The sequence below is a fragment of the Nocardioides sp. P4_G10 genome (assembly GCF_056401175.1).
In genome coordinates this window covers 47,491-70,027 of the sequence record NZ_JBFUJV010000026.1, presented here as the reverse complement: position 1 = coordinate 70,027, position 22,537 = coordinate 47,491, and the positions used below count along the sequence as shown (strand labels likewise).

General features: G+C 71.2%; 25 protein-coding genes. 9 read left to right on the top strand and 16 right to left on the bottom strand.

Annotated elements, in window-relative coordinates; genetic code table 11:
- Positions 1-116: 116 nt before the first annotated feature.
- From AC1DP1_RS20600 to AC1DP1_RS20580, 5 genes are all read right to left on the bottom strand, one after another.
- Positions 117-482: a PH domain-containing protein gene (locus AC1DP1_RS20600; RefSeq protein WP_477508422.1), complete on the bottom strand. Its 366-nt coding sequence runs from the start codon at positions 480-482 to the stop codon at positions 117-119.
- A 110-nt stretch (positions 483-592) separates the two neighbouring features.
- Positions 593-910: a hypothetical protein gene (locus AC1DP1_RS20595; RefSeq protein WP_477508421.1), complete on the bottom strand. Its 318-nt coding sequence runs from the start codon at positions 908-910 to the stop codon at positions 593-595.
- A 105-nt stretch (positions 911-1,015) separates the two neighbouring features.
- Positions 1,016-1,420: a hypothetical protein gene (locus tag AC1DP1_RS20590; RefSeq protein WP_477508420.1), complete on the bottom strand. Its 405-nt coding sequence runs from the start codon at positions 1,418-1,420 to the stop codon at positions 1,016-1,018.
- Positions 1,411-1,839 (bottom strand): class I SAM-dependent methyltransferase, encoded by a 429-nt coding sequence (locus tag AC1DP1_RS20585; RefSeq protein ID WP_477508419.1) that lies wholly within the window; start codon positions 1,837-1,839, stop codon positions 1,411-1,413. The genes AC1DP1_RS20590 and AC1DP1_RS20585 overlap by 10 nt, the downstream gene beginning before the upstream one ends.
- On the bottom strand, positions 1,832-2,116 hold the full coding sequence (locus AC1DP1_RS20580) for a DUF2252 family protein (protein ID WP_477508418.1): 285 nt from the start codon (positions 2,114-2,116) through the stop codon (positions 1,832-1,834). The genes AC1DP1_RS20585 and AC1DP1_RS20580 overlap by 8 nt, the downstream gene beginning before the upstream one ends.
- A gap of 406 nt (positions 2,117-2,522) precedes the next feature.
- Between AC1DP1_RS20580 and AC1DP1_RS20575 the strand changes: the two genes are divergently transcribed.
- The 4 genes from AC1DP1_RS20575 (at position 2,523) to AC1DP1_RS20560 (ending at position 5,608) form a co-directional block, all read left to right on the top strand.
- Positions 2,523-3,443, top strand: a complete 921-nt coding sequence (locus AC1DP1_RS20575) for a hypothetical protein (RefSeq protein ID WP_477508417.1) — start codon at positions 2,523-2,525, stop codon at positions 3,441-3,443.
- A gap of 284 nt (positions 3,444-3,727) precedes the next feature.
- Positions 3,728-4,642, top strand: a complete 915-nt coding sequence (locus AC1DP1_RS20570; protein ID WP_477508416.1) for a DUF480 domain-containing protein — start codon at positions 3,728-3,730, stop codon at positions 4,640-4,642.
- A 134-nt stretch (positions 4,643-4,776) separates the two neighbouring features.
- On the top strand, positions 4,777-5,007 hold the full coding sequence (locus tag AC1DP1_RS20565; RefSeq protein ID WP_477508415.1) for a hypothetical protein: 231 nt from the start codon (positions 4,777-4,779) through the stop codon (positions 5,005-5,007).
- On the top strand, positions 4,970-5,608 hold the full coding sequence (locus AC1DP1_RS20560) for a transposase (protein WP_477508414.1): 639 nt from the start codon (positions 4,970-4,972) through the stop codon (positions 5,606-5,608). The genes AC1DP1_RS20565 and AC1DP1_RS20560 overlap by 38 nt, the downstream gene beginning before the upstream one ends.
- Here AC1DP1_RS20560 and glsA read toward each other — a convergent pair.
- The 8 genes from glsA to AC1DP1_RS20520 all read right to left on the bottom strand — a co-directional run bounded on the left by glsA (position 5,559) and on the right by AC1DP1_RS20520 (position 14,147).
- The gene (gene glsA / locus AC1DP1_RS20555) at positions 5,559-6,581 is read right to left on the bottom strand and encodes a glutaminase A (RefSeq protein ID WP_477508413.1); all 1,023 of its coding nucleotides are present in this window, start codon (positions 6,579-6,581) and stop codon (positions 5,559-5,561) included. The two genes, AC1DP1_RS20560 and glsA, sit on opposite strands and share 50 nt — an antisense overlap.
- A gap of 188 nt (positions 6,582-6,769) precedes the next feature.
- Positions 6,770-7,147 (bottom strand): HNH endonuclease signature motif containing protein, encoded by a 378-nt coding sequence (locus AC1DP1_RS20550; RefSeq protein WP_477508412.1) that lies wholly within the window; start codon positions 7,145-7,147, stop codon positions 6,770-6,772.
- Positions 7,108-7,842 (bottom strand): hypothetical protein, encoded by a 735-nt coding sequence (locus AC1DP1_RS20545; RefSeq protein ID WP_477508411.1) that lies wholly within the window; start codon positions 7,840-7,842, stop codon positions 7,108-7,110. Before AC1DP1_RS20545 ends, AC1DP1_RS20550 begins: the two co-directional genes overlap by 40 nt.
- A complete protein-coding gene (locus AC1DP1_RS20540; protein ID WP_477508410.1) occupies positions 7,839-8,513 on the bottom strand; it encodes a SatD family protein in 675 nt (224 codons plus the stop codon). Before AC1DP1_RS20540 ends, AC1DP1_RS20545 begins: the two co-directional genes overlap by 4 nt.
- 53 nt (positions 8,514-8,566) lie before the next feature.
- Positions 8,567-11,557 carry a bifunctional [glutamine synthetase] adenylyltransferase/[glutamine synthetase]-adenylyl-L-tyrosine phosphorylase gene (locus AC1DP1_RS20535; RefSeq protein WP_477508409.1) on the bottom strand — a complete coding sequence of 997 codons (2,991 nt, stop codon included), beginning with the start codon at positions 11,555-11,557 and terminating at the stop codon, positions 8,567-8,569.
- Between the two features lie 16 nt (positions 11,558-11,573).
- Positions 11,574-12,920: a glutamine synthetase family protein gene (locus AC1DP1_RS20530; protein WP_300052110.1), complete on the bottom strand. Its 1,347-nt coding sequence runs from the start codon at positions 12,918-12,920 to the stop codon at positions 11,574-11,576.
- A gap of 86 nt (positions 12,921-13,006) precedes the next feature.
- Positions 13,007-13,633, bottom strand: a complete 627-nt coding sequence (locus AC1DP1_RS20525; RefSeq protein WP_477508408.1) for a hypothetical protein — start codon at positions 13,631-13,633, stop codon at positions 13,007-13,009.
- Positions 13,634-13,715: 82 nt separating this feature from the next.
- A complete protein-coding gene (locus tag AC1DP1_RS20520; protein WP_457189251.1) occupies positions 13,716-14,147 on the bottom strand; it encodes a hypothetical protein in 432 nt (143 codons plus the stop codon).
- A gap of 111 nt (positions 14,148-14,258) precedes the next feature.
- Between AC1DP1_RS20520 and AC1DP1_RS20515 the strand changes: the two genes are divergently transcribed.
- Both AC1DP1_RS20515 and AC1DP1_RS20510 read left to right on the top strand, forming a co-directional pair.
- The gene (locus AC1DP1_RS20515) at positions 14,259-14,972 is read left to right on the top strand and encodes a response regulator transcription factor (RefSeq protein WP_477508407.1); all 714 of its coding nucleotides are present in this window, start codon (positions 14,259-14,261) and stop codon (positions 14,970-14,972) included.
- Between the two features lies 1 nt (position 14,973).
- On the top strand, positions 14,974-16,272 hold the full coding sequence (locus AC1DP1_RS20510; RefSeq protein WP_477508406.1) for a sensor histidine kinase: 1,299 nt from the start codon (positions 14,974-14,976) through the stop codon (positions 16,270-16,272).
- 26 nt (positions 16,273-16,298) lie between these two features.
- Here the strand turns inward: AC1DP1_RS20510 and AC1DP1_RS20505 are convergent, their stop codons facing one another.
- The 3 genes from AC1DP1_RS20505 to AC1DP1_RS20495 all read right to left on the bottom strand — a co-directional run bounded on the left by AC1DP1_RS20505 (position 16,299) and on the right by AC1DP1_RS20495 (position 19,263).
- Positions 16,299-16,676, bottom strand: a complete 378-nt coding sequence (locus AC1DP1_RS20505; protein ID WP_477508405.1) for a hypothetical protein — start codon at positions 16,674-16,676, stop codon at positions 16,299-16,301.
- Positions 16,677-16,720: 44 nt separating this feature from the next.
- On the bottom strand, positions 16,721-17,107 hold the full coding sequence (locus tag AC1DP1_RS20500) for a hypothetical protein (protein WP_477508404.1): 387 nt from the start codon (positions 17,105-17,107) through the stop codon (positions 16,721-16,723).
- A gap of 113 nt (positions 17,108-17,220) precedes the next feature.
- Positions 17,221-19,263, bottom strand: a complete 2,043-nt coding sequence (locus AC1DP1_RS20495) for an NAD(+) synthase (protein ID WP_477508403.1) — start codon at positions 19,261-19,263, stop codon at positions 17,221-17,223.
- A gap of 156 nt (positions 19,264-19,419) precedes the next feature.
- On the opposite strand from AC1DP1_RS20495, the gene AC1DP1_RS20490 reads away from it, so the two are divergent.
- The 3 genes from AC1DP1_RS20490 (at position 19,420) to panB (ending at position 22,471) form a co-directional block, all read left to right on the top strand.
- On the top strand, positions 19,420-20,334 hold the full coding sequence (locus AC1DP1_RS20490) for an N-acetyltransferase family protein (RefSeq protein WP_477508402.1): 915 nt from the start codon (positions 19,420-19,422) through the stop codon (positions 20,332-20,334).
- A 10-nt stretch (positions 20,335-20,344) separates the two neighbouring features.
- Positions 20,345-21,517 (top strand): PQQ-dependent sugar dehydrogenase, encoded by a 1,173-nt coding sequence (locus AC1DP1_RS20485; RefSeq protein WP_477508401.1) that lies wholly within the window; start codon positions 20,345-20,347, stop codon positions 21,515-21,517.
- Positions 21,518-21,616: 99 nt separating this feature from the next.
- A complete protein-coding gene (gene panB, locus AC1DP1_RS20480) occupies positions 21,617-22,471 on the top strand; it encodes a 3-methyl-2-oxobutanoate hydroxymethyltransferase (RefSeq protein ID WP_477508400.1) in 855 nt (284 codons plus the stop codon).
- Positions 22,472-22,537 lie beyond the last annotated feature (66 nt).

Here is a 22,537-nt window from a genome sequence, read left to right as displayed (position 1 = left end):
GTCGGTCGTCTTCATCAACGCCCACAAGGAGGACATCCCCTCCGACGCGGCCGCCGTTGCCGACTGACCGAAGCACCCTCCGAGGGCGGCTGAGCGTCGGTTGCCGCCCACCCCGCTCAGAGGACGTGGTCTCCGATGATCTGTCCAAGGACCTTGATGTCCACGGAGCCCGCGAACTCGAGCCTGACCTTCCCGAGTCCGCTGAACCACATCTCGAGCTCACAGTCCCGGTCGAACCTCCCGGCGGTCTCGACTGACCATGCCTGGATCTTGGAGTAGGGCAGCGACGAGTAGTCCATCTTCTTGCCAGTGAGGCCCTGGACGTTGACCGCGATGATGCGCTTGCTCGTGAAGTGCACGGAGTCACGTGCGCCCTTGAAGCTGCGATACACCTCTTCGCCCTGGACGAGCATGTTCATCACGTCCTCTCCGGCCTGTGACGGGCTGAGCTTGACGATGGTGCCGTTCGCGAAGTCGATCATCGGTTCCGTCTCGGGTCGTTGGCTAGAAGGGCGGTCCAGGTCAGCCTAGGTCTGGAATGCAGGCTCAGTCCTCGGATCCGGCCGCATTGCCGAGCGGCAAGGCACCTCGCTCAGTCCCGGGCGTCGCGTCGCTCCTGAAGGCGTGCGCGGGCCTCGGGCAGGTAGCTCAGGCACGGGGCCTCGGCGTCGGGGTGCCTGGACGTGAGGTGGAGGATCCATCGATCCATCGCGGCCATGTAGCCGTTGTCCTCGCCCGGCCGGCGTGTGCTCCAGGCGCGGGTGCCACTCCCGGGGCGCGGGACCTCGCACTGGGTGCACGAGATCTTGTAGGCGAAGGAGTCGTCGGGGCTCACGTCGATGCGGACCACGGCCAGCTCTCCGGCCTCGGCAGTGGCCTTCCTCTGTCGGGCGGAACGGCTGGCGGGCACAGCGACCTCAGTTCGTGCTCGGGGATGGCCGTCCCAGCCTAGGCACCGGTCGCAGCGCAGCGACGGCGCCCTGGGTCAGCGGACCTCCCACGGCGGCGGGCAGAGTCACTCCGCCGGCGCGGGACCCGGGCGGCGCCCCCACGCGCTGATGAGCACGCTCGAACCGACGATGGTGTCGGGGTCGGCCAGGACCGCGAGGAACCGATCGATGTCGTGGGATGCGACGCCCTCGGCGACCAGCCCGTCCCGCACCTGGCGGGCGTTGGCCGCCTGGACGGTGGCCCAGCCGGTGCCGCCCTGGTCGACGCACACGTGACCGCTGGCCCCCGTGCCCTCCAACCCGTGACCCCGCAGGGCGCGCAGGGCGTTGGCCGCGAAGTCGTTGGTACCGCCCCGGGTTCCCAGGAGTCGGTTGAATGCCTGTGCCATGTCGACGATGAGCTCGTGGTTCGGGCCGGCCCGATCGATGGTTCGTACCTCGCCGGTGTCGAAGTCCTCGATCAGCAGCACGCCACCGGGCGCCAGCTCATCACCAGGCGAGCGAGCACGACGAGTCGCTCGGGTATGTGCTGCAGCACCAGCCGCTCGTGGATGACGTCCCATGGGCCGGCCGGGATGGGTTGCCGCACGAGGTCCAGGTCGCGCACCTCGAGCTGTTCGCGGCCTTCGCGTCGGCACCAACGGGGATCGAGGTCGACTGCCAGGACCCGTCCCGTGGATCCCACCTGGTCCGCCATCCAGCGGGCAATCGAGCCGCTGCCGGCGCCCACCTCCAGGCAGCGTGATCCCGGGGCCAGCCCGAGTCGCGTCAGGTGGCCGCGTGTGACGGGATCGAACACCGCCTCGAGCCCCGCGAAGCGCTCAGCCGTCTCGAGCTCGGCGTTCGTCAGGAGGTACGGCGTTCCGTCATCACCCACTGGCTCACCCATCGTGAACGGCGTCGAGGCGCCCGATGCGGACCGCGTCGGCGAACGCCTGGGAGTCCTGCTCGTCCTGGTCGGCGCAGCTACGTGAGAAGTCCGCAACGACGGAGTCGAAGTCGTCGCCCTTTCCGAGGTACGACGAGATGGGGATCGGGTCTCCCGACCGAGCATGGGCGCGGGCCAGGGTCCAGCCGCGCTGCCGCGCGTACACGGTCAGCACCGGCGGGAGCATCGACTCCCTGTGGTCCTCGACGCCGAGCCGCTCCCCGATCCCTGATCTCATGTCATCCACCTCTCTTCCGGGGCCCAGGCGACGACAAGGGACAGTACGGAGGCGACACAGCCCTGGCTTCACCTCCCGAGGAGGAGTCCGTTGGCGGGCAGTCGATCGGGCGGCCGACCGGAGGGAGAAGAGCCGGCGAGCGCGATCGCGGCTGCCCGCGCGTCGCTTCGGCCGGGACCTCCGTCGTAGCGGAGGGCCATGGAGGTTGCGCTGTGTCGTATCGGTTGGCGGGCTTTGGCGGCGGGTGGACTCGGGTTCGAGGGACCTCTTGACCGCGCAGCCGTCCGCGTCATCTGTCTGCTCTCCCGCTGCGCTGCTGGTCTGGTGCGGGCTGGTCGGGGCGCAAGCAGCGGAGGACACTGAGACGCAGGTGCGACCCGCGCATCTCGTGGCCGGGAGGGACACGATGACGGAGTACGAAGGATCAACGGAGGTAGTCGTCAACTTCGACTCGGAGACCGATGTCGACAAGCAGGAGTCGATCAAACAATCCATCGAGGCGCTGCGCGACCGCGCCCATCAACTGAACTCCGTTCGACGCGCGACAGACATGGCGGTAGCCCGGGCAACTGCGCGGCCAGCTGAGCGGAGGACGGTTGAGATCGTGGCCGACGAGGCCTTGATCAAGGAGGCCAACGACGCTCTGGTGCTCGAACAGACGACCTTCTTGGACGCGATGACGCTCGACGTCACACGACCGTCGAACGGACAGGTACCGAACCTCGGGGGCGTGTTCGCCAACGCCGCGAGCGGGGGCGTCGAGGTGTTCGCCATCCCGTTCCACTACGACTGGCGGTGGGCCGTGGGATCTGTGGTCATCGACAACACGCCGGATCGCCCGACGGGCCGGATCCGGGCAAGCGCATGGGGGCGGCGCCGGTGTGACGCGCACGCCGGATTCGGAGTCACGGTGCACTCTGACCGGGACCACTGGATGACCGCACGCTCTCTGCGGAGGTCCTCGGAGTCGTGCCGCGTCAAGTCTGGTGCCACGGGAGCCGTGGCGCTGTCCGAGGGCGGCACCGAGATGACGGTGATGGAGGGCTCGACCCTTCTGCAGGTCGGCCAGGACAAGCGCTTCCGGGTTCGGAAGAATCCGGGCTTCTGGTCCGACCCGGAAGAAGGCAGCTATGACAGCGGAGGCTTCGGTGTCGGCAACCCCATCGAGCTGACGTGGTTCGGTCTCGCCGGCCACAACTATCAGGTCAACGCGGGTGCATGGGCCTTCGCTGAGTGGACCTCCGGACCTCACGCCAGCGGGGACATCTCGAGCGCCTCGGGCGGCATCGTCGCGGACGTGTTGGCCATCACCGTGTTCCACCAATGACGTGCAGAACTGAACCGAGACATCACAGCCCTGACTTCGTCCCCCGAGGAGGAATCCCTGGTGGGAAGTCCATCGGGGTCCCGACCTGACGGCGAAGGGTTGGCGAGTGCGGTCGCGGTTGTCCGGGGTCGCTTCGGCCCGGTCCTCGGTGGCGTAGCGGAGGGCTGTTGGGGTTGCGCTGTGTCGGCCACAGGAACCGCCAGTCAGCGACGGTTGACGGGCTTTGGCGGCGAAAGGACGCTGTTCGATCCGCAATCGTGCCAAGGCAGACCTAAGGTGCTGACGTGAGTGAACTCCCCGTCCTCGATGCGACTGATCAGCGCATCCTCGGCAGCCTGCTGGAGAAGCAGACGACCGTGCCCGCCACCTATCCTCTTTCCGCGAACGCGCTGGTGTCGGCGTGCAACCAGAGGAGCAGCCGCGACCCCGTCACCGACCTCGACCAGCAGACCGTCGAGCGGACCGCGAAGTCGCTCAAGGAGCGCGGGCTGCTGCGGATCGTGTGGTCCGACACCGGGCGCCGGACACTGAAGTACCACCAGACCCTCGACGAGCATCTCGCCCTCGAGCCCGACGAGCGGGCGCTGCTCACGGTGCTGCTGCTCCGCGGGGCGCAGGCGCCGGGTGAGCTGCGCACCCGCACCGAGCGGTTGCACGGGTTCGCCGACCGGGGCCAGGTCGAGGATTGCCTGCGCCGGATGGCGAGCCGCCCGCAGCCGCTGGTGCGCGTACTCGAGCGCCGGTCGGGCCAGCAGGATCCGCGCTGGGTCCACCTCTTGGGAGCCGCGCCGGAGCAGACCTCAGGCGAAACCGGCCCAGCTGGGAGTGCCGACGCGTCGCGCATCCGCGTCACGCAGATCATCGCCGACCTTCACGTACCCGACCTCCCAGCCTCCGGGAGCTTCTACAGCGACTACCTCGGGTTGGCCGAGGAGGAGTTCAACCTGGGCTGGGTGGCCCGCCACACCTCGCCGGCATCCAGGGCGACGCTCCAGGTGATGACCAGCGATGCCACCGCACCCGTGGACCCCGTGGTCTCGGTCATGGTCGATGACGTCGAAGCCGCCTACCGCCAAGCACAGCAGCGTGGGTACGAGATCGTGCATCCCCTGACAACCGAGACATGGGGCGTGACTCGCTTCTTCGTCCGCGCTCCCGATGGCAACGTGCTCAACGTCGTTCAGCAGCACGCAAGCTGAGGGTCTTGGTCACCCGCGGCGGACTGACGCATTCATCGCGGCACTCCCGATGCTCGCAGCCAGGGTTATTGGCAAAGTGCATGTCTGACTCCCGCCCTTGCCTTTGTCGTCTCTGATTTGAGTAGCCTGAACTCGTGTCGGAAGAGTCGATGGACCAGAAGCCTGCGTTTTGGGCCGCAATCGGAGTGCTGTCTTTCGCTGCCGGCGCCGGCCTCATCTTCTGGACAGAGATGACGCGATCGGTGGGCGAGAGCAGCGGCATGAACATCGCCGTGGGCGGCGGACTGATCGGGTTCGGAGTTTGGTCGTGGTTCAAGGGTCGAGTGCTTGCACGGTCGAAGGACGGACTGCCGCCGACTGTGTAGCGCGGCCCGTCCGGTTGTCGCCGCGCGGACCCTGGCCGACGTCGGCGACGTCACGCGTTTCGCCGACCGGAACAGGTTCGCGTCCTGGACCGGCACTGCACACCTCGACGCTTCGTCCGCCTCGACACCGACGGCCGCGCCTACTACCGACGCAAGCGAGCCGAAGGAAAGGAGCCTCTCGAAGCGATCCGATGCCTCGAGGGGAGGATCTCCGACGCCATCTACCGCCAGCTGCTGGAGGACGCACAACGGGCCGCCGGCGGAGACCCAGGCACGGGCCCGGGGAGGGCACTGCGGGGCGACTCTTCAATCCAGCGCGGTCGACCTGCACCCGCACATCGACACTTCGGATCAGCCACTTCCCGGGCCCGCGCGGAAGACGCTACGCCGAACCGGTAGACAACAGAAGGGAGCCGAAGTGACGCGTTCCGTCGCCGACGGAATGCGCGCGCCGCTGGGTCGCTCGCTGGCATCGTCGACTCGGTGTTCAAGGCTCCTGGAGCGGGCGGTCGCCGAGTCGTTTCACGGACGCGCAATCGCGCTCTGCCCGGTCAGAGTTGGGGCGGGGAGCCTTCCGCGGGAACGGATGCGAAGAGGTTGAGGCCGAGCCGCTCGGCGAGGTACTTGGTCGCCAGCTGGCCACGGATGCTGTTGCCGGCTTCGTCCAGTGGCGGCGAGTAGGTGGCCAGCCCACCCTTCCCGGGGGACACCGTCACGATGCCGCCGCTGACTCCGCTCTTGCCCGGGACCCCGATCTGGTAGAGCCAGTCGCCGGACAGCTCATACAGTCCGGCGCTCGCCATCACCGCCAGCACACGTCGACATACGCCGGGTCTGATCACCGTCTCGCCGGTGGCCGGGTTCACCCCACCGTTTGCCAGGGTGGCCGCCATCACGGCGAGGTCGTGAACTGTCACGTCCAGTGAGCACTGGCGGGTGTAGATGTCGGTCGCTTCGTCGGGGTCGAAGTAGAGCCGCTCGTAGCTCTTGAGGAGGTGGGCGATGCCCTGGTTGCGCATGTTGGTGGCTGACTCGGACGCGTACACCTCCGCGTTGACTGTGRGCTCGCGTCCAGCGAACATCGACATTCGTTCTCGGATCGACGCCCACTTCTCGTCGTGGGTGTCGCCCGGCACGAGACTGGCGGTGGCGATCGCGCCGGCGTTGACCAACGGATTCATCGTCCGCTCGGCGTTGAGCTCGACGGCCATGAGCGAATTGAACGGGAAGCCGGTGCTGTTGACGCCGAGGCGCAAACGCGCCTCCTCGTACCCGAGCGTGTCGCAGACGAGCGCGAACACGAATGGCTTCGAGACGCTCTGTATGGAGAATCGTGCAGCGACATCCCCGATCTCGAACGACCGACCCCAGGGCCCGACGACGGCGATCCCGAACAGATCAGGCGCTGCTTGCGCCAGCACGGGGATGTAGTCCGCGACTGTCCCACTGTTGTCGCCGCGGTAGAGCTCGTAAGCGTTGGTCACGAGCTGCCGGATCTCCGAGTGCATGGGGAGATCGCCAGTCGATACGCGCGGTGGCGTTGCCGCCTCGTCGAACGGGAGCTTCTCGTGCATGGAGACCTTGGTCATCGTGCTCCGATCGACGCGTGTTTCGGCAGCGTACGACAACGAGGGGGCGTTCTCGACCCAGGTCGGCGGCAACCGGAGTTCACCCATGCGGAGTCGCACCAAGGTCGGCGAAGGGTCGGGCCTCGGGGTAGCCCATCTGGGCGACAGGTCGCTGGTGCACGTGCGCCCGCCACCTATCTGCGTGGTTGGAAGCGGTAGTCGCCATTGGCCAGTCGCTCGAGGCGCCATCCTGCTTCATGGGCCCGATGGTGGTGGTGGCTGCAGAAGAGGACGCCGTCGGCGAGGTCGGTGTGGCCGCCGGTGTGCCAGGGGTGGAGGTGGTGGGCCTCGCACCAGGTGCCGGGGACGTCGCAGCCCTCACCGCGACACGTGCGGTCGCGCACCAGGAGTGCCTTGCGCTGGGTCGGGGTGTAGAGCCGGCGGCCGAGGTCGAGGGGGAGGCTGTCGCCGTCGAGGACGGCGGGCAGGATCTTCGCGGTGCAGGCCAGCCGACGGGCGTGGGCGGAGGTGATCAGGCCACCAGCACGAACGACCCCAGCGCCACGAGCCATGACGCGAACGACCCGAGCAGGAAGTACTCGGTCATCTCGTGGACGGTCTGCTGCTCGTGGCGCGAGGAGAGCTCGGGGAAGCGGAGCAGCCCCTTCGCCGCGACGACCACGCTGGCGGCGGTCACCTGGCCGCCGAGGGCGAGGGCCAGGATGAAGATCCGCTCGAGCGGCCCGAGGAGCCGACCGCCCTTGAGCTGGGTCGGCGGCATCCCCCCGTCGGAGCGCGGGTTGATCGTGCCGGTCGCCTTCAGCACCAGCCGGACCAGCACGTTGCCGGTGGAGAGCTGGATGGCGAAGGCGCCGAACAGCAGCAGGAACCGGTCGGCCGAGATGGTGCTCAGGTCAGCGATGGCCAGCGACTCCAGCCACCGCGCGAGCGGGCCGGCAGCCGACGGTGCGAGCCCCGAGCAGGCGATCGCCCCCACCAGCGACGCGAGGAAGACGGCGAGCGGCAGGCGGGCGGCCTTCGGCCCGGGGTGCCCGAAGCCCCACGTGACGGTGAGCCCCCACACCAGCACGACGGCGACGATCACGAGCAGCGCGGCGACGTCACGCCCCGAGGTCAGGCCCGTGAGCAGGCCGACGCAGAGCGCCACCAGGGCACCGATGCACTCGGGCAGGTAGCGCGTGCGGTGCACCGAGTGCGTCAGGTCGGTCACGGCGAAGCCGATCAGCAGGATCCCGAGCCAGCTCATCGATCTCCTCCCCCGGTCGCCGTGCCCGGATCAACGGGCACCAGCAGGTCGTGGGCGGCGACGATCGCCGCCAGCCCGTCGGCACGCACCCGCTGAGACACCGCGGACGCGCTGATCCCCAACGCCTCGGCGACGTCGCGCTGGGTCACGTGTGACAGCAGACCACGCAGCACCGACACCGATCGCTCCGACAGGCCGGTGACCCGCTCGTCGCGCAGCACGAGCCCGGCGTTGACCAGCCCGGGGTCCGCCGCGCCCGCGGCGCCGTCCGCGACGACGTACGCCGTCCGGAGCCAGCGGTGGGCGGCGCTGGCCTCGGCGCTTGCTGCCGCCTCGATCGCAGCGCGGGCGGCCCACCAGCCCGGACCGTCCTCGATCCCCGCCTCCCCGTCGAGCATGGTCGTCGTCCCCCAGCCGATGCCGTGCCGGATGTCGTACGCCGGCAGCATCCGCACCCGGACCAGCAGCGTCGCCTGCACGGCCTCCGCGACCGTGGCGAAGGCGCCCTGGTACTCGTCGCCCGCGGTGATCCACATCGGCCGCAGGGGGTGGAGCAGGTCGTTGACCTCGGCGAGGGCCGCGTCGAGGTGCTGGTGCAGGACCCCGCGGTCCTGCGATGATCGGGAGCCGACGAGGTCCCCGATCAGGGTGGCGACAACAGTCTCGGACACCTCTCGATGATGAAGGTCATTGCTTCATTTGTCCATGGATGAAGCAAAACGCTTCATTCCCAGAACACTCGCTCCACCACCGCGTGCGCCCGCCGCGTGGTCCGGAGGTAGTCGTTGACCATCTGGTCCGACGCCCCTTGGGGGTAGCCCAGCACCTGCGCGACAGCCGCGCGTTCGCGCGAGTCGCGGGGCAGCTGGTCGGAGGGCCGGCCGCGGACGAGGGTCACGGCGTTGCGCACCCGGCTCACCAGCCGCCACGCCTCGGCCAGGGTCTCGGCGTCCTCCGCGGAGATCAGGTCGGCGTCGACCGCCGCCTGCAGCGCGGGCAGCGTCTGGGGCGTGCGCAGCCCCTCCACCGTGCCGGCGTGCCGCATCTGGAGCAGCTGCACCGTCCACTCGACGTCGGCCAGGCCACCGCGCCCGAGCTTGAGGTGGGTGTGTCGGTCGGCGCCGCGCGGCAGCCGCTCGTCGTCGACGCGCGCCTTGATCCGGCGTACCTCCACCACGGCCCGGTCGGAGATCCCGTCGACCGGGAAGCGCAGCGGGTCGATGAGCTCGGTGAAGCGGGCGCGCAGGGCCTCGTCGCCGGCCACCGCGTCGGCGCGCAGCAGCGCCTGGAACTCCCACACGCTCGACCACTTCGCGTAGTAGGCGGCATAGGAGTCGACGGTGCGGACCATGGGCCCGTTCTTGCCCTCCGGGCGCAGGTCGGCGTCGACCTCCAGCGGGGGGTCGCTCGCCGGCAGGGACAGCAGGCGTCGTACCTCCGCGACCACGGCGGTGGCGTACGACGACGCGGCCTGGGCCTCGACGCCGTCGGCCGGGTCGTGGACGAACATCACGTCGGCGTCGCTGCCGTAGGACAGCTCGAACCCGCCGTAGCGCCCCATGGCGATCACCGCGATCCGGCTGGCGGGGGCGTCCAGCCCGCGCTGCCGGCGCACGGACTCGGTCGCGATGTCGAGCGTGGCCTGCAGCGTCGCGTCGGTGAGCCGGCTCAGGCCCTGTCCGACCACCGCCACGTCGGTGCCCGCCACGAGGTCTCCGCACGCGATCCGCAGCAGCTCGCGGCGGCGGACGGCCCGCACCGCCACGACCGCGGCCTCGGGCGTCTCGGCCCGCTCGAGCAGCGACTGCATCTCCGCCAGCGCGGCCTCGGCGCTCTGCGGGACGAGCGACTCCCCCAGCATCTTCACGCCCTGCGGCTCGCGCTCGAGGAGGTCGGTCGCGTAGCGCGACGTGCCGAGCACGACGGCGAGCCGCTGGGCGACCTGGCCCTCGTCGCGCAGCATCGTCAGGTACCACGGACTGCGGCCCAGGCTCTCGCTGATCCGGCGGAAGCCGAACAGCCCGGCGTCCGGGTCGGGCGAGTCGGCGAACCACTCCAGCAGCACCGGCAGCAGGGTGCGCTGGATGTCGGAGGTGCGCGAGACCCCGCTCGTCAGCGCCTCGAGGTGGCGCAGCGCGGCCCGCGGGTCGGCGTAGCCCAGCGCGGACAGCCGGGCCTCCGCCGCCTCGAGCGACAGCCGCGCCTCGGGGCCGGGCAGCTTGGCGACCGCGCCGAGGAGCGGGCGGTAGAAGAGCTTCTCGTGGAGCCGGCGCACCTCGCGCCGGTGGTGGCGCCACTGGCGGTCGAGCTGGGCGGAGGGCTCGGAGAAGATGCCGATCGACCGGCCGAGCCGGCGCAGGGACGCCTCGTCGTCGGGCAGGACGTGCGTACGCCGCAGCTGGTGCAGCTGGATCCGGTGCTCGAGGGTGCGGAGGAACGTGTAGGCCTCGTGGAGCTTCTCGCCGTCCTCGCGGCCGACGTAGCCGCCCTCGCTGAGGCGGGCCAGCGCGCTCAGCGTCGCGCCCTCCCGCAGCGACGGGTCGGACCGACCATGCACGAGCTGAAGGAGCTGCACGGCGAACTCGACGTCGCGCAGCCCGCCCGAGCCGAGCTTGATCTGTCGCTCCGCCTCGTGGGCCGGGATGTGGTCGACCACCCGACGCCGCATCGCCTGCACGTCGGCCACGAAGCCGTCATGACCGGCGGCGCTCCACACCATCGGCGCGACCATCTCGACGTAGCGCCGGCCCAGCTCGATGTCGCCGGCCACCGGCCGCGCCTTGAGCAGCGCCTGGAACTCCCAGGTCTTGGCCCACTTCTCGTAGTAGCCCTGGTGGCTGGCGATCGTCCGCACGAGCGGGCCCTGGCTGCCCTCGGGCCGCAGGTTGGCGTCGACCGGCCAGATCGTTCCCTCGCGGGTGTGGTCGGAGCAGATCCGCATCAGGTGCGACGCGAGCTGGGTGGCCGCCCGCAGGGCGACGCCGTCGTCCGCACCGCCTGTCCCCGCCCCCATCGGCTCGTGGACGAACACCACGTCGACGTCGGAGATGTAGTTGAGCTCGTGGCCGCCGCACTTGCCCATCGCGATGATCGCGAGGCGCACCGCGTGCGCCGGCTCGCCGACCCGGGCGCGGGCGATGGCCAGCGCGCCGTCGAGGGTCGCACCCGCGAGGTCGGAGATCTCGGCGGCGGCGTCGTCGAGACCGACGTGGTGGGCGAGGTCGCGCGAGGCCAGCCGCAGCAGGTGGCGGCGGTACTCCACCCGCAAGGCGTCGACGGCCTCCTTGTCCGGCAGCCCGGCCACGGGCTCGTCGGCGTGGGGGTCGGCGCCGACCGCGGTCAGCATCGCCTCGCGCAGGGCGTACGCCGCCGGGCGGGTGCTGCCCAGCGTGGGGTCGGTCAGCTCGCGCCACTGCTCCGGGTGGCGCGCGAGGTGGTGGGCGAGCGCCGTGCTCGCGCCGAGGACGCTGCACAGCCGCATGGCGGTGCCCTCGTCGTCGGCGACCTCGGCGAGCATCTCCCGCCCGGCACCCTGCGACTGCTCGTCCAGGGCGTCGACCAGCCGCAGCAGCCCGTCGAGCGCGGCGTCGGGATCGGCCGACGCGGCGAGCTCGTCGGTCAGCGGCAGGCCGGCGTCGCCGAGCTGCTCGATCCCGCGTGCTGCCGCGGCTCCGTCGACGAAGCCCTTGCGGACGTAGGTCCCGGCGGACGTCATCGGAGAACGGCCGGGCTCAGAGGACCGGCAGCATCCGGTCGCGCTCGTAGGCGGAGACCTGGGTGCGGTACTCCTCCCACTCGGCGCGCTTGTTGCGGAGGAAGAAGTCGAAGACGTGCTCCCCCAGCGTCTCGGCCAGCAGCTCGGAGTCCTCGGCGATGCCGATGGCGTCCCAGAGGCTGCGCGGCAGGGGCGAGATCCCCAGCGCCTTGCGCTCGCGCTCGGTCAGCGACCAGACGTCGTCCTCGGCCTCGCGCGGCAGCTCGTAGCCCTCCTCGATCCCCTTCATGCCGGCGCCGAGGACGACGGCGAAGGCGAGGTAGGGGTTGCAGGCGGGGTCGATCGTGCGGAGCTCGACGCGGGTCGACTGGCCCTTGTTGGGCTTGTACATCGGCACGCGCACCATCGCGGAGCGGTTGTTGTGGCCCCAGCAGACACCCGACGGGGCCTCGCCGCCGCCGAGGAGCCGCTTGTAGGAGTTGACCCACTGGTTGGTGACGACGCTGATCTCGCTGGCGTGGCGAAGGATGCCGGCGATGAACTGCCGACCGGTCTTGGACAGCTGGTACTGCGCGCCGGCCTCGAAGAAGGCGTTGCGGTCGCCCTCGAAGAGCGACACGTGGGTGTGCATGCCCGACCCGGGGTGCGTCGTGAACGGCTTGGGCATGAAGGAGGCCCAGATGCCCTGGCCGAGCGCGACCTCACGGATGACGGTGCGGAAGGTCATGATGTTGTCGGCGGTGGTGAGCGCGTCGGCGTAGCGCAGGTCGATCTCCTGCTGGCCCGGACCGCCCTCGTGGTGGCTGAACTCCACCGAGATGCCCATCGCCTCGAGCATCGTGATCGCCTCGCGCCGGAAGTCGGCGCCGCGCGACTGCGCGGTGTGGTCGAAGAACCCGCTGCGGTCCACCGGCTCCGGCTCGTCACCCTTCCCGGGCACGTCCTTGAACAGGTAGAACTCGATCTCGGGGTGGGTGTAGAAGGTGAACCCCTTGTCGGCGGCCGCGCTCAGCGTGCGCTTCAGCACGTGCCGCGGGTCGGCGTAGGACGGGCTGCCGTCGGGCATCACGATGTCGCAGAACATGCGCGCCGTGGCCGGGCCGCCGTCCTCACCGGTGCGCCAGGGCAGGATCTGGAACGTCGACGCGTCCGGGTGGGCGAGCATGTCGGACTCGTAGACGCGGGCGAAGCCCTCGATGGCCGAGCCGTCGAAGCCGATGCCCTCCTCGAAGGCGTTCTCGAGCTCGGCCGGGGCCACGCTCACGCTCTTCAGGAAGCCCAGCACGTCGGTGAACCACAGTCGCACGAACCGGACGTCACGCTCCTCGAGCGCCCGGAGCACGAAGTCCTCTTGCTTGCCCATGGCACCACCCTAGGGGCACGACGGTCCCGCTCCTGCCGGTGGCCGGAGAGCGGGCGGGACACGGCGCTGGTCGCGCGGCGGCCGTCCTAGCGGCAGATGTTGACGTCCTGCGAGCCGAGCACCCCGTCCCAGACCCTGCGCATCGGCGCGAGCCAGCTCTGGGTCGTCGGCACGAAGGCGATGCTGCCGTCGACCTCCTTCTTCTGGCCGCGCACGCGCACCTTCTCCACGACGAGCGGGACGACGACCTCGCGGCTGCGCACGCCTTCCCAGCAGGCCGACGCCTTCGTCTTGGTCACCGCCTCGTCGAGCGTGACCGTGTCTCCGACGCGCTCGCCGTCGTAGCGCCACGCGATCGTGGTCCGGTAGCCGGTGAAGCCCTCCCAAGGCGCGACCACGGTGGCCGACATGCCCCAGGTGCGGCGGGCCGGGATCGTGAAGGTGACCTCGCCGTCGCGCACCTCCTTGGTGCGCGACTGCCAGACGTGGACGACGTCGGCGTCGAGCGTGCTGCGCGCGTTCACGAGCTGGACCTCGCAGCCCTCGCAGTCGTCGACGGTGAAGGTCAGCGTGGTGGGCGCGGCGGCGCTGCGGGCATCGGACTGGGCCGGGGCGGGCTGGGCCTGGGCGGGCACGGAGCCCAGCGCGCCGGCCAGGAGGGCGGCGCCCGCGAGCGCGGCGGTGCGGGCCAGGGCGGTGGTGCGGTGGGTCATCTCGGTCTCCCCGTGAGGTGGTCTGTCGTCGCTGACTGGACGCACCTGCCGCCGAGAAGGTTGCACGCGGTGACCCGGAGCGTCAGTCCTCGCCGAGGGTGTTGCGCTCGAGCTCGGCGAGCGTGGGGCGGCCGCGGTTGCAGAAGACCTCGAGGTCGACGGAGTTGCGCCCGTCGCTGAAGACCGCGTCGACGTCGTCGTCCGGGCCCTTCTCCCAGCTGACGATGCGCCAGCCGGCGTCCTTGTCAGGTCGTACGCCGACGCCGTACGCCCACGTGTCGCGGCACTCGACGACGAACGCCCCCCACTCCCCCGAGATCTCCTCGGACACACCCGGGCCCTCGGGCTCGGGCACCGACGCGGACGGCACCGAGACGTCGCGGGCGACCTCGTCGCCCACCGGACCGCGGTCGCGGATCGTGGCGCCGACGGTCGACACGGCGAAGACCCCGACGAGCACGGCGACGACCGTGGTGGCGGCCCACAGGCCGACGAGCAGCATCCGACGTCTCACGGGTCCATCGTGCCCGCCCGCACGACAGCGTGAGGTGAGGCGGTGGTTAAGGCACTGATAAGGCTCGCTCGTCGCGCGGATCAGTGCGGTCGCGGACGGTACGGTCGCGGCGTGGCCGAGGTGCTGATCATCGAGGACGACGACCGGATCCGGCCGTTGCTGGTGCGCGGCCTGCGCGAGTGCGGGCACACGGTGACCTCCGCGCCCACCGGGATGGGCGGCCTCCAGCTCGCGGTCGACTCCGGTCCCGACCTGGTCGTGCTCGACCTCGGGTTGCCCGACGTCGACGGCACCCAGGTGCTCTCCATGCTCCGGGCGGTCAGCCAGGTGCCGGTGATCATCGCCAGCGCCCGCGCCGACGACCCGTCGCTGGTGGGGGCGCTCGACGCCGGCGCCGACGACTACGTCGTCAAGCCGTTCACCAGCGCCCAGCTCGACGCCCGCATCCGCGCGGTCCTGCGCCGGGTCGAGGCGGGCCGGCAGCGGCCCTCGACCATCACCGTCGGCGGCCTCGCCGTCGACCTCGCCGGACGGCGGGTGCACCTCGACGGCACCGAGGTCGACCTCACGCCGCGCGAGTTCGACCTGCTCGCCCACCTCGTCGAACGGCCGGGTGAGGTGGTGACCAAGCGTGACCTGCTCGTCGAGGTGTGGCGCCAGCCGTGGGGCGGGTCGGACAAGACGGTCGACGTGCACCTGTCGTGGCTGCGCCGCAAGCTCGGCGAGACCGCCGCGGCCCCGCGCTACCTGACCACGGTGCGCGGCGTCGGCGTACGCCTCGCGGCACCGGTCCCCGACGTGCCCGCGCCGACCGAGGACGGCTGAGGTGCGCCGCAGCCTCCTGGTGACCGCAGCCGCGGCCATCTCGATGGTGCTGCTGGCGATGCTCGTGCCGATGGCGATCCTCGTGCGCAGCTATGCGCTCGAGGACCGGCTGGCCCGCGCGGCCCTCGAGGTGCAGGCCGTCGAGACGGTCGTGTCCGGTCAGGACGCCGGCGCGGTCGGGCAGTACGTGGATCGGCTGAACGACAAGGACAGCCACACCCAGGTGACCGTGCTCTACCCCGACGGCCTCGAGATCGGACCGGACCGCGGCCAGGACGAGCTGGTCCTCGACGCCCGCAACACCGGCCGCGCCCGCGTCGACGACGTACCGGGCGGGTCGCAGATCCTCGTCCCGGTGTCGCGGGGCGGCAACTCCGCCCTGCCCTCCCAGACCCCGGTGATCCGGATCGTCGTCGACGAGCCGGGCATCACGTCGGTGGTCGGCGTCGCCTGGGGCCTGCTGGCCGTGCTGGCGCTGGCGCTGCTGGCCGGCTCGCTCGTGGTCGTCGACCGCCTCGGCCGCTCGTTCGTGATGCCCATCCGCCAGCTCGCCGAGCACACGCAGACGCTCGGTCGACCGGGCGCCGTCACCCCGGTCGCAGCGATCGAGGGGCCGCCCGAGGTGCAGGAGCTCGCCGGCGCCGTCGAACGCCTCACCGGCCGCATCCAGCTGTTGCTCGCCCGCGAGCGGGAGAGCGTCGCCGACCTCTCCCACCGCCTCCGCACCCCGGTCACCGCGCTGCGGCTGCGCGTCGAGACCGTCGACGACCCGGCCCTGCGCGACCGCCTGGCCGGCGACCTCGACGCGCTGCAGGCCACCGTCGACGAGATCGTCCGCGAGGCCCGTCGCTCCGAGCGCGAGGGCCTCGACCCGCGCACCGACGCGGTCGCGGTCGTCACCGAGCGCGTCCGCCACTGGGAGGCGCTGGCGGAGGACCAGGGCCGCGCCTACGACCTGCACCTCGCCGCGTCCGGTCCGCTGCTGCGGGCGAGCCGCGCCGACCTGGAGGCGCTGGTCGACGTGCTGCTCGACAACGTCTTCTCCCACACCCCCGACGACGCCGCCGTGAGGATCACGCTGGACGCGACCGACGACCTGGTCGAGCTCGTCGTGGAGGACGCCGGTCCCGGCCTGCCCCCCGGCCTCGACGCGACGGGTCGCGGCGAGAGCGGCGCCGGGTCGACCGGCCTGGGCCTCTCCATCGCCGCGCGCACCGCCGAGGACTCCGGCGGGGCGATCACCACGGGTGCCTCGGACATGGGAGGAGCCCGGGTCTCCGTCACGTTGCGGACGGACTGACCCGGGCTCCTGCCGGTGGACGAGGCTCAGGCCACGGAGACCTTCACCGAGCAGGCGCCGCCGCCGGCCGGGGTCACCGTGAGCTTGAAGGTGTCCTTGCCGGGGGTGTTCTTGCGGAAGGTGTCGAGGTCCAGCTCGCCCTCGTCGTCGGCCTTGAGGGTGCGGGACACCGCGACCTTGCCGTTGTGGCGGACCGCGACGGTCCACTGGCTGAACGCGCGGGCGTTCTCGATGTCGGCGTCGACGTCGTAGCCGCCGCGCTCGCGGTCGACGTTGAGCTCGTACGTCGCCCCGGCGCAGGTGCCGCGCCGCTCGACGTCGGCGCTCGCGGGCCCGGCGACGAGCAGCGTGGTGCCGGCCGCAGCGGTCGCGACGAGGGTGGTGGCGATGAGCGTCTTCTTCATGGGGTGTCTCCTCAGGTGGGGTGGATCAGGGTGTCTGGGGTGGATCAGGCGCCGAGCGTGGCGGTGCAGGGCTCGCCGTCGGCGGGCGTGAAGGTGACGGCGTACGTCGCGTCGCCGGGGTTGCCGTCGCTGTAGGCGTCGACGTCGATCTCCCCGTCCTCGTCGGTGGTGCGGGTGCCGGTGAGCAGGGAGGTGTCGTCGCGCGTCAGCTCCACCTCCCACTCCTCGCCGGGTCCGGCCGACTGCAGCTCGGCACTCACCTCGGTGCCGCCGTCCTCGGCCTCGGCGCTCAGCTCCCAGGTCGCGCCACCGCAGGTGCCGCGCTCGGTGGTCTGGGCCTCGACGGCGTTGCCGACGGCCCACCAGGACCCGAGCCCGACCACGACCGCCGCCGCTGCGACGCCGCCGATGACTGCCTTCTTCTTCTGCACGGTTCCTCCTCGTCGTCCGACGCCGGGTGCGGCGTCGTGCAAGGAGGTTCGCGCGGGCGCGGCTAACTGCGCTCCAGCCGGTCGTTAAGGGCAGGCAAAGGCCTGAGCAGCGCTCAGGACGTCGGCACGTCCCGGTCGATCTCGGCCAGCCAGGCCGTCCCCTTCGCGTCGCTCGGCATCCGCCAGTCGCCGCGCGGGCTCATCGTGCCGCTGGGGCTGACCTTGGGGCCGTTGGGCAGCGCCGAGCGCTTGAACTGGTTGGCGAAGAACCGCTTGACGAAGACCACCAGCCAGGTGCGGACCTCCTCCAGCGAGTACGCCACCCGCGCGTCCTCCGGGAAGCCGGGCGGCCACTCGCCCGACTCGAGGTCCTTCCACGCGTGCCAGGCCAGGAACGCGATCTTGCGCGGCCGGAATCCGTGGCGCACGACCAGCGCGAGGGTGAAGTCCTGCAGGTTGTAGGGCCCGACCGTGTCCTGCGTCGCCTGCGGCTTCTTCCCCTCCTCGACGGGGATCAGCTCGGGGGTGATCTCCAGCTCGAGGATCTCCCCGAGCAGCTGGCCCACGGTCTCGTCGAACTCGCCGTGGCTGATCACCCAGCGGATCAGGTGCTGCACGAGCGTCTTCGGGACGCCGGCGTTGACCGTGTAGTGCGACATCTGGTCGCCCACGCCGTAGGTGCACCACCCGAGCGCGAGCTCGGAGAGGTCGCCGGTGCCGACGACGATGCCGCCGCGCTGGTTGGCGAGCCGGAACAGGTAGTCGTAGCGCAGGCCGGCCTGGACGTTCTCGAAGGTGACGTCGTAGACCTTCTCGCCGCGGCCGTAGGGGTGGCCGAGGTCCTTGAGCATCTGCTCGGCCGCTGGCCGGATGTCGAGCTCCTCGAAGGTCACGCCGAGCGCCTGCGAGAGCCGGGTGGCGTAGGACTTGGTGGTCTCCCCCGTCGCGAAGCCGGGCATCGTGAAGGCGAGCACGTCGCTGCGCGGGCGGCCGAGCCGGTCCATCGCCTTGCAGGCGACGATGAGCGCGTGGGTCGAGTCGAGGCCGCCGCTCACGCCGATCACGGCCTTGGGCGAGCCGATGGCGTTGAGCCGCTGCTCGAGCCCGGTGACCTGGATGTTGTAGGCCTCGTAGCAGTCGAGGGCGAGCCGCTCGGCGTCGTCGGGCACGAACGGGTAGCGGTCGACCTTGCGGAGCAGACCGATGTCGCCGGTCGGCGGCTCGAGCTCCCACTCGACGGTGCGGAACCGGTTGACCCGCTCGTGGTGGGTGCGACGGTTGTCGTCGAAGGTCACCTGACGCATCCGCTCCTGGCGGACCAGGTCGAGGTCGATGTCGACGACCGTGCGGCGCGGCCCGTCGGGGAACCGCTCGCTCTCGCCGAGCAGCGAGCCGCACTCGTAGACCATCGTCTGGCCGTCCCAGCTCAGGTCGGTCGTCGACTCGCCCTGCCCGGCCGCGGCATAGACGTACGCCGCCGAGCAGCGCGCGCTCGCACTGCGGACCAGCAGCCGCCGGTCCTCCGCGCGGGCGATCGTGATCGGTGAGCCACTGAGGTTGGCGAGCACCGTCGCGCCGGCCAGCGCGGCCTCCGCGCTCGGCGGCACGGGCACCCACATGTCCTCGCACACCTCGACGTGCAGGTCGAGGCCGGGGACATCGAGGCACCGGAAGATCAGGTCGGGGCCGAAGCGGACGTCCTGCCCGGCGACGGTGATCCACTCCAGCTCGCGGTCGTCGCCCGGTGCGAACCAGCGCCGCTCGTAGAACTCGCGGTAGTTGGGCAGGTAGGACTTCGGGGCGACGCCGAGGATCGAGCCGCGGTGGACGACGACGGCCGCGTTGAAGACCCGGTTGCCGTGCACGACCGGCGCGCCGATCACGAGCATGGTCATCAGGTCGGCGCTCGCCGCCACGATCTCGGCGAGCGCCTCCTCGACGGTCGCCAGCAGCGTGTCCTGCAGGAACAGGTCGTCGACCGAGTAGCCGGTCAGGCACAGCTCGGGGTAGACCGCGACGGCGACGGAGTCGTCGTGGCAGGCTCGCGCCTGCTCGATCACGACAGCTGCGTTGGCGACGGGATCGGCGAGGTGCACCGGCAGGGTCACTGCCGCGATGCGGGCGAAGCCCTGGGCGTAGGCCGAGTAGAAGTCCACGCCGCCACTCTAGGGATCCTGTTCCTCGACCCGGGGTGGTCCACCGGGAAACGGTCGCCCAGCGCAGGTAGTCCAGTGGCAAGTGGCTGTCTGGGCGCCCGGATGAGAGCCACAACTCACTGGACTACTACGAGCCCAGCGGGACAGGCTCCCCCCATGGCCCTCGACATCAGCCCGTGCGTCACCGATGACGACTACGACGAGTGGCGGCGCGTGCGGATCGCGGTGATCCCCTACGAGCGCACCCAGTCGCTCGCCGAGCTGCGGGAGGGTGACAAGCCCGAGCGACTCATGCTCCTGGCCCGCATCGACGGGGAGGTCGTCGGGCACGGACTGGCCCAGCCCTCCGACACGAGCGGTGGCGGCTCGGTGGTCCCGCGGGTGCTGGAGGCCCATCGCCGGCGGGGCGTCGGCACGGCCCTTCTCGAGCGCCTCGCCGCGCACGTCGTCGACCTCGGCGTGGCGACGCTGCGTGCCGGTGCCGACGACGAGGGCTCGGTGGCCTTCGCCCGTCGGTTCGGCTTCGAGGAGGTGAACCGCGAGGTCGAGCAGACCTTCCACCTGCACGGCCACCTGCACGGCCCGGTCGAGGTCACGCCGAGGCCCGAGGGCGTCGAGGTAGTCACGGCGCAGGATCGTCCCGGGCTGTGGGAGGCGGCGTACGAGCGCTTCGGCCTCGAGGTACTCGCCGACTTCGCCGTCGACACCCCGCTCGACGTCAGCCCCGAGCGGTGGGCGCGCGACTGGCTGGTCGACCCGATGTTCCTCGCCCTCCACGGCTGCGAGGTCGTCGGGTGTGCCGGGCTCGGTCGCGACGCCGACCAGCCGACCCGCGCGGAGAACGGCCTCACCGCCGTACGCCGCGACTGGCGCGGCCGCGGCCTCGCGGTCCACCTCAAGCTGATCACCCTCGCCTGGGCCGCCGAGCACGGCATCGAGGAGGTCTACACCTGGACCCAGGACGGCAACGCCGCGATGCGGGCCCTCAACACCCGGCTCGGCTACGAGACCACCCGCGTGGGGATCCAGCTCGCTCGGCAGACCTTTACCTCGTGGCCGCCGTCGCCGTAGCGTCGCCCGCGTGCGCCACAGCCTCCGCACCACCCGCCTGCCCCTGTCCCTTGCCACGGTCCTCGCGACCGGCGCCCTCGCCGGCGGCCTGCTTCCGGGGCCACCGCCGTCGGTCGCAGCCGCTGACGTCGCAGGCCACCAGGAGGCGCGCGCCCCGCAGCTGCAGGTGCGCACGCTCGCGCGTGGCCTCCGGAACCCGTGGGACGTCCAGCAGGCCACCGGCGGCCGGCTCGTCGTCTCCGAGCGCGACCGCACCCGCCTCAGCGTCGTACGCAAGGGCAAGCGGCGCACGCTCGCCGACCTGTCGAAGCTGGTGTGGGTCTCCGGCGAGACCGGGCTGATGTCGCTCGCGGTCGACCCGGGCGCGCGGACGCTGTGGGCGTGCCACGGCAGCGCGAAGGGAGGCAACCACGTGCAGGTCAGCCGCTGGCGCGTCGACAAGAAGTGGACACGCCTCAACGGCCGCCGCACGCTCCTCACCGGCCTCCCCTCGACCTCGGGGCGCCACGGCGGTTGCCGGCTGCTCCTCGACCGCGACAGCGACGCCCTCTTCGTCGGCACCGGCGACGCCGCCGTGGGGACCAACCCCCGCGACCTCGACTCGCTGGGCGGCAAGGTGCTGCGCGTGCACCGCGGCACCGGCGCACCGATGGCCGGAAACCCGTACGCCGACGCGAGCAGCGCGCGGCGCTTCGTGTGGACCTACGGCCACCGCAACGTGCAGGGCCTTGCCCAGCGTGACGACGGCTCGGTCTGGTCGGTCGAGCACGGCAGCTACCGCGACGACGAGGTCAACCTGCTCGTCGCCGGCGGCGACTACGGCTGGAACCCCGTCCCGGGCTACGACGAGTCGGTCCCGATGACGGACCAGTCGCTGCCGGGCGAGCAGCAGGAGGCGGCGTGGTCCTCCGGCGAACCGACGATCGCGACCTCGGGCGCTGCTTGGGTCCGGGGATCGCAGTGGGGCACGCTCGAGGGCACTCTCGCCGTCGCCGCGCTGAAGGGCTCCGAGGTGCTGTTCCTGCGCTTCGACGCGGCCGGCAACCTCACCTCGGTCACCCGACCGCCCCGGTTGCAGCGGTTCGGCCGGCTGCGGTCCATCACGTCGGCTCGCGACGGCGACCTGCTCGTCACCACCGACAACGGCGCGAGCGACCGCGTCCTCCGGGTGTCACCGCGCTGAGCGTGACCGTCACCACAGCGCCGTACCGACGGGTCGGCACTAGCCTGACAAGTGGTCCGTGGACTCCATCAGGGAGCCGCGAGATGACGAGGAGTGAGCATGCCTGAAGAGACCGCCCCCTACGGTTCCGGCCCGGCTGCATCGCAGCAGTCCGCCCCCGGCAAGCGGGTCCGCACCCATCACCTGCGGGAGATGAAGGAGCGCGGCGAGAAGATCACGATGCTGACGGCGTACGACATGTACACCGCCGCGACCTTCGACGAGGCGGGCATCGACCTGCTCCTGGTCGGCGACTCCGCGAGCAACAACGTCTTCGGCAACGAGACCTCCCTCCCGGTCACGGTCGACGAGCTCCTCCCCCTCACCCGCGCGGTGGCGCGCTCGGTGAAGCGCGCGATGGTCGTCGGCGACCTGCCGTTCGGCAGCTACCAGGCCTCGCCCGAGCAGGGCTACCTCACCGCGGTCCGCTTCATGAAGGAGGCCGGGGCACACTGTGTGAAGCTCGAGGGCGGCGCCGAGATGGCGCCCGTCATCCAGAAGTGCACGCAGGGCGGCATCCCCGTCATGGCCCACATCGGCTTCACCCCGCAGTCCGAGCACACCCTGGGCGGCTACCGCGTCCAGGGCCGCGGCGACGCGAGCGATCGCGTGATCGCCGACGCCCGCGCCGTGCAGGAGGCGGGCGCGTTCGCCGTCGTCATGGAGATGGTCCCCGGCGACGTCGCGGAGCAGATCAGCAAGGAGCTGACCATCCCGACGATCGGCATCGGCGCCGGCGCCGGCTGCGACGGGCAGGTCCTCGTCTGGCAGGACGCCTTCGGCCTGCGCACCGGCCGGATGGCGCGCTTCGTCAAGCAGTACGCCGACGTGCACGGCGTGCTGCTCGACGCGGCGAAGGCGTACGCCGACGACGTCCGTGGCGGCACGTTCCCGGGCGCCGACCACACGTTCTGACGCCTCGCGCACGGCGGGCGTCGGCACCCACACCTACGGGCCGGTGACAACGTCCGCTCCGCGCGG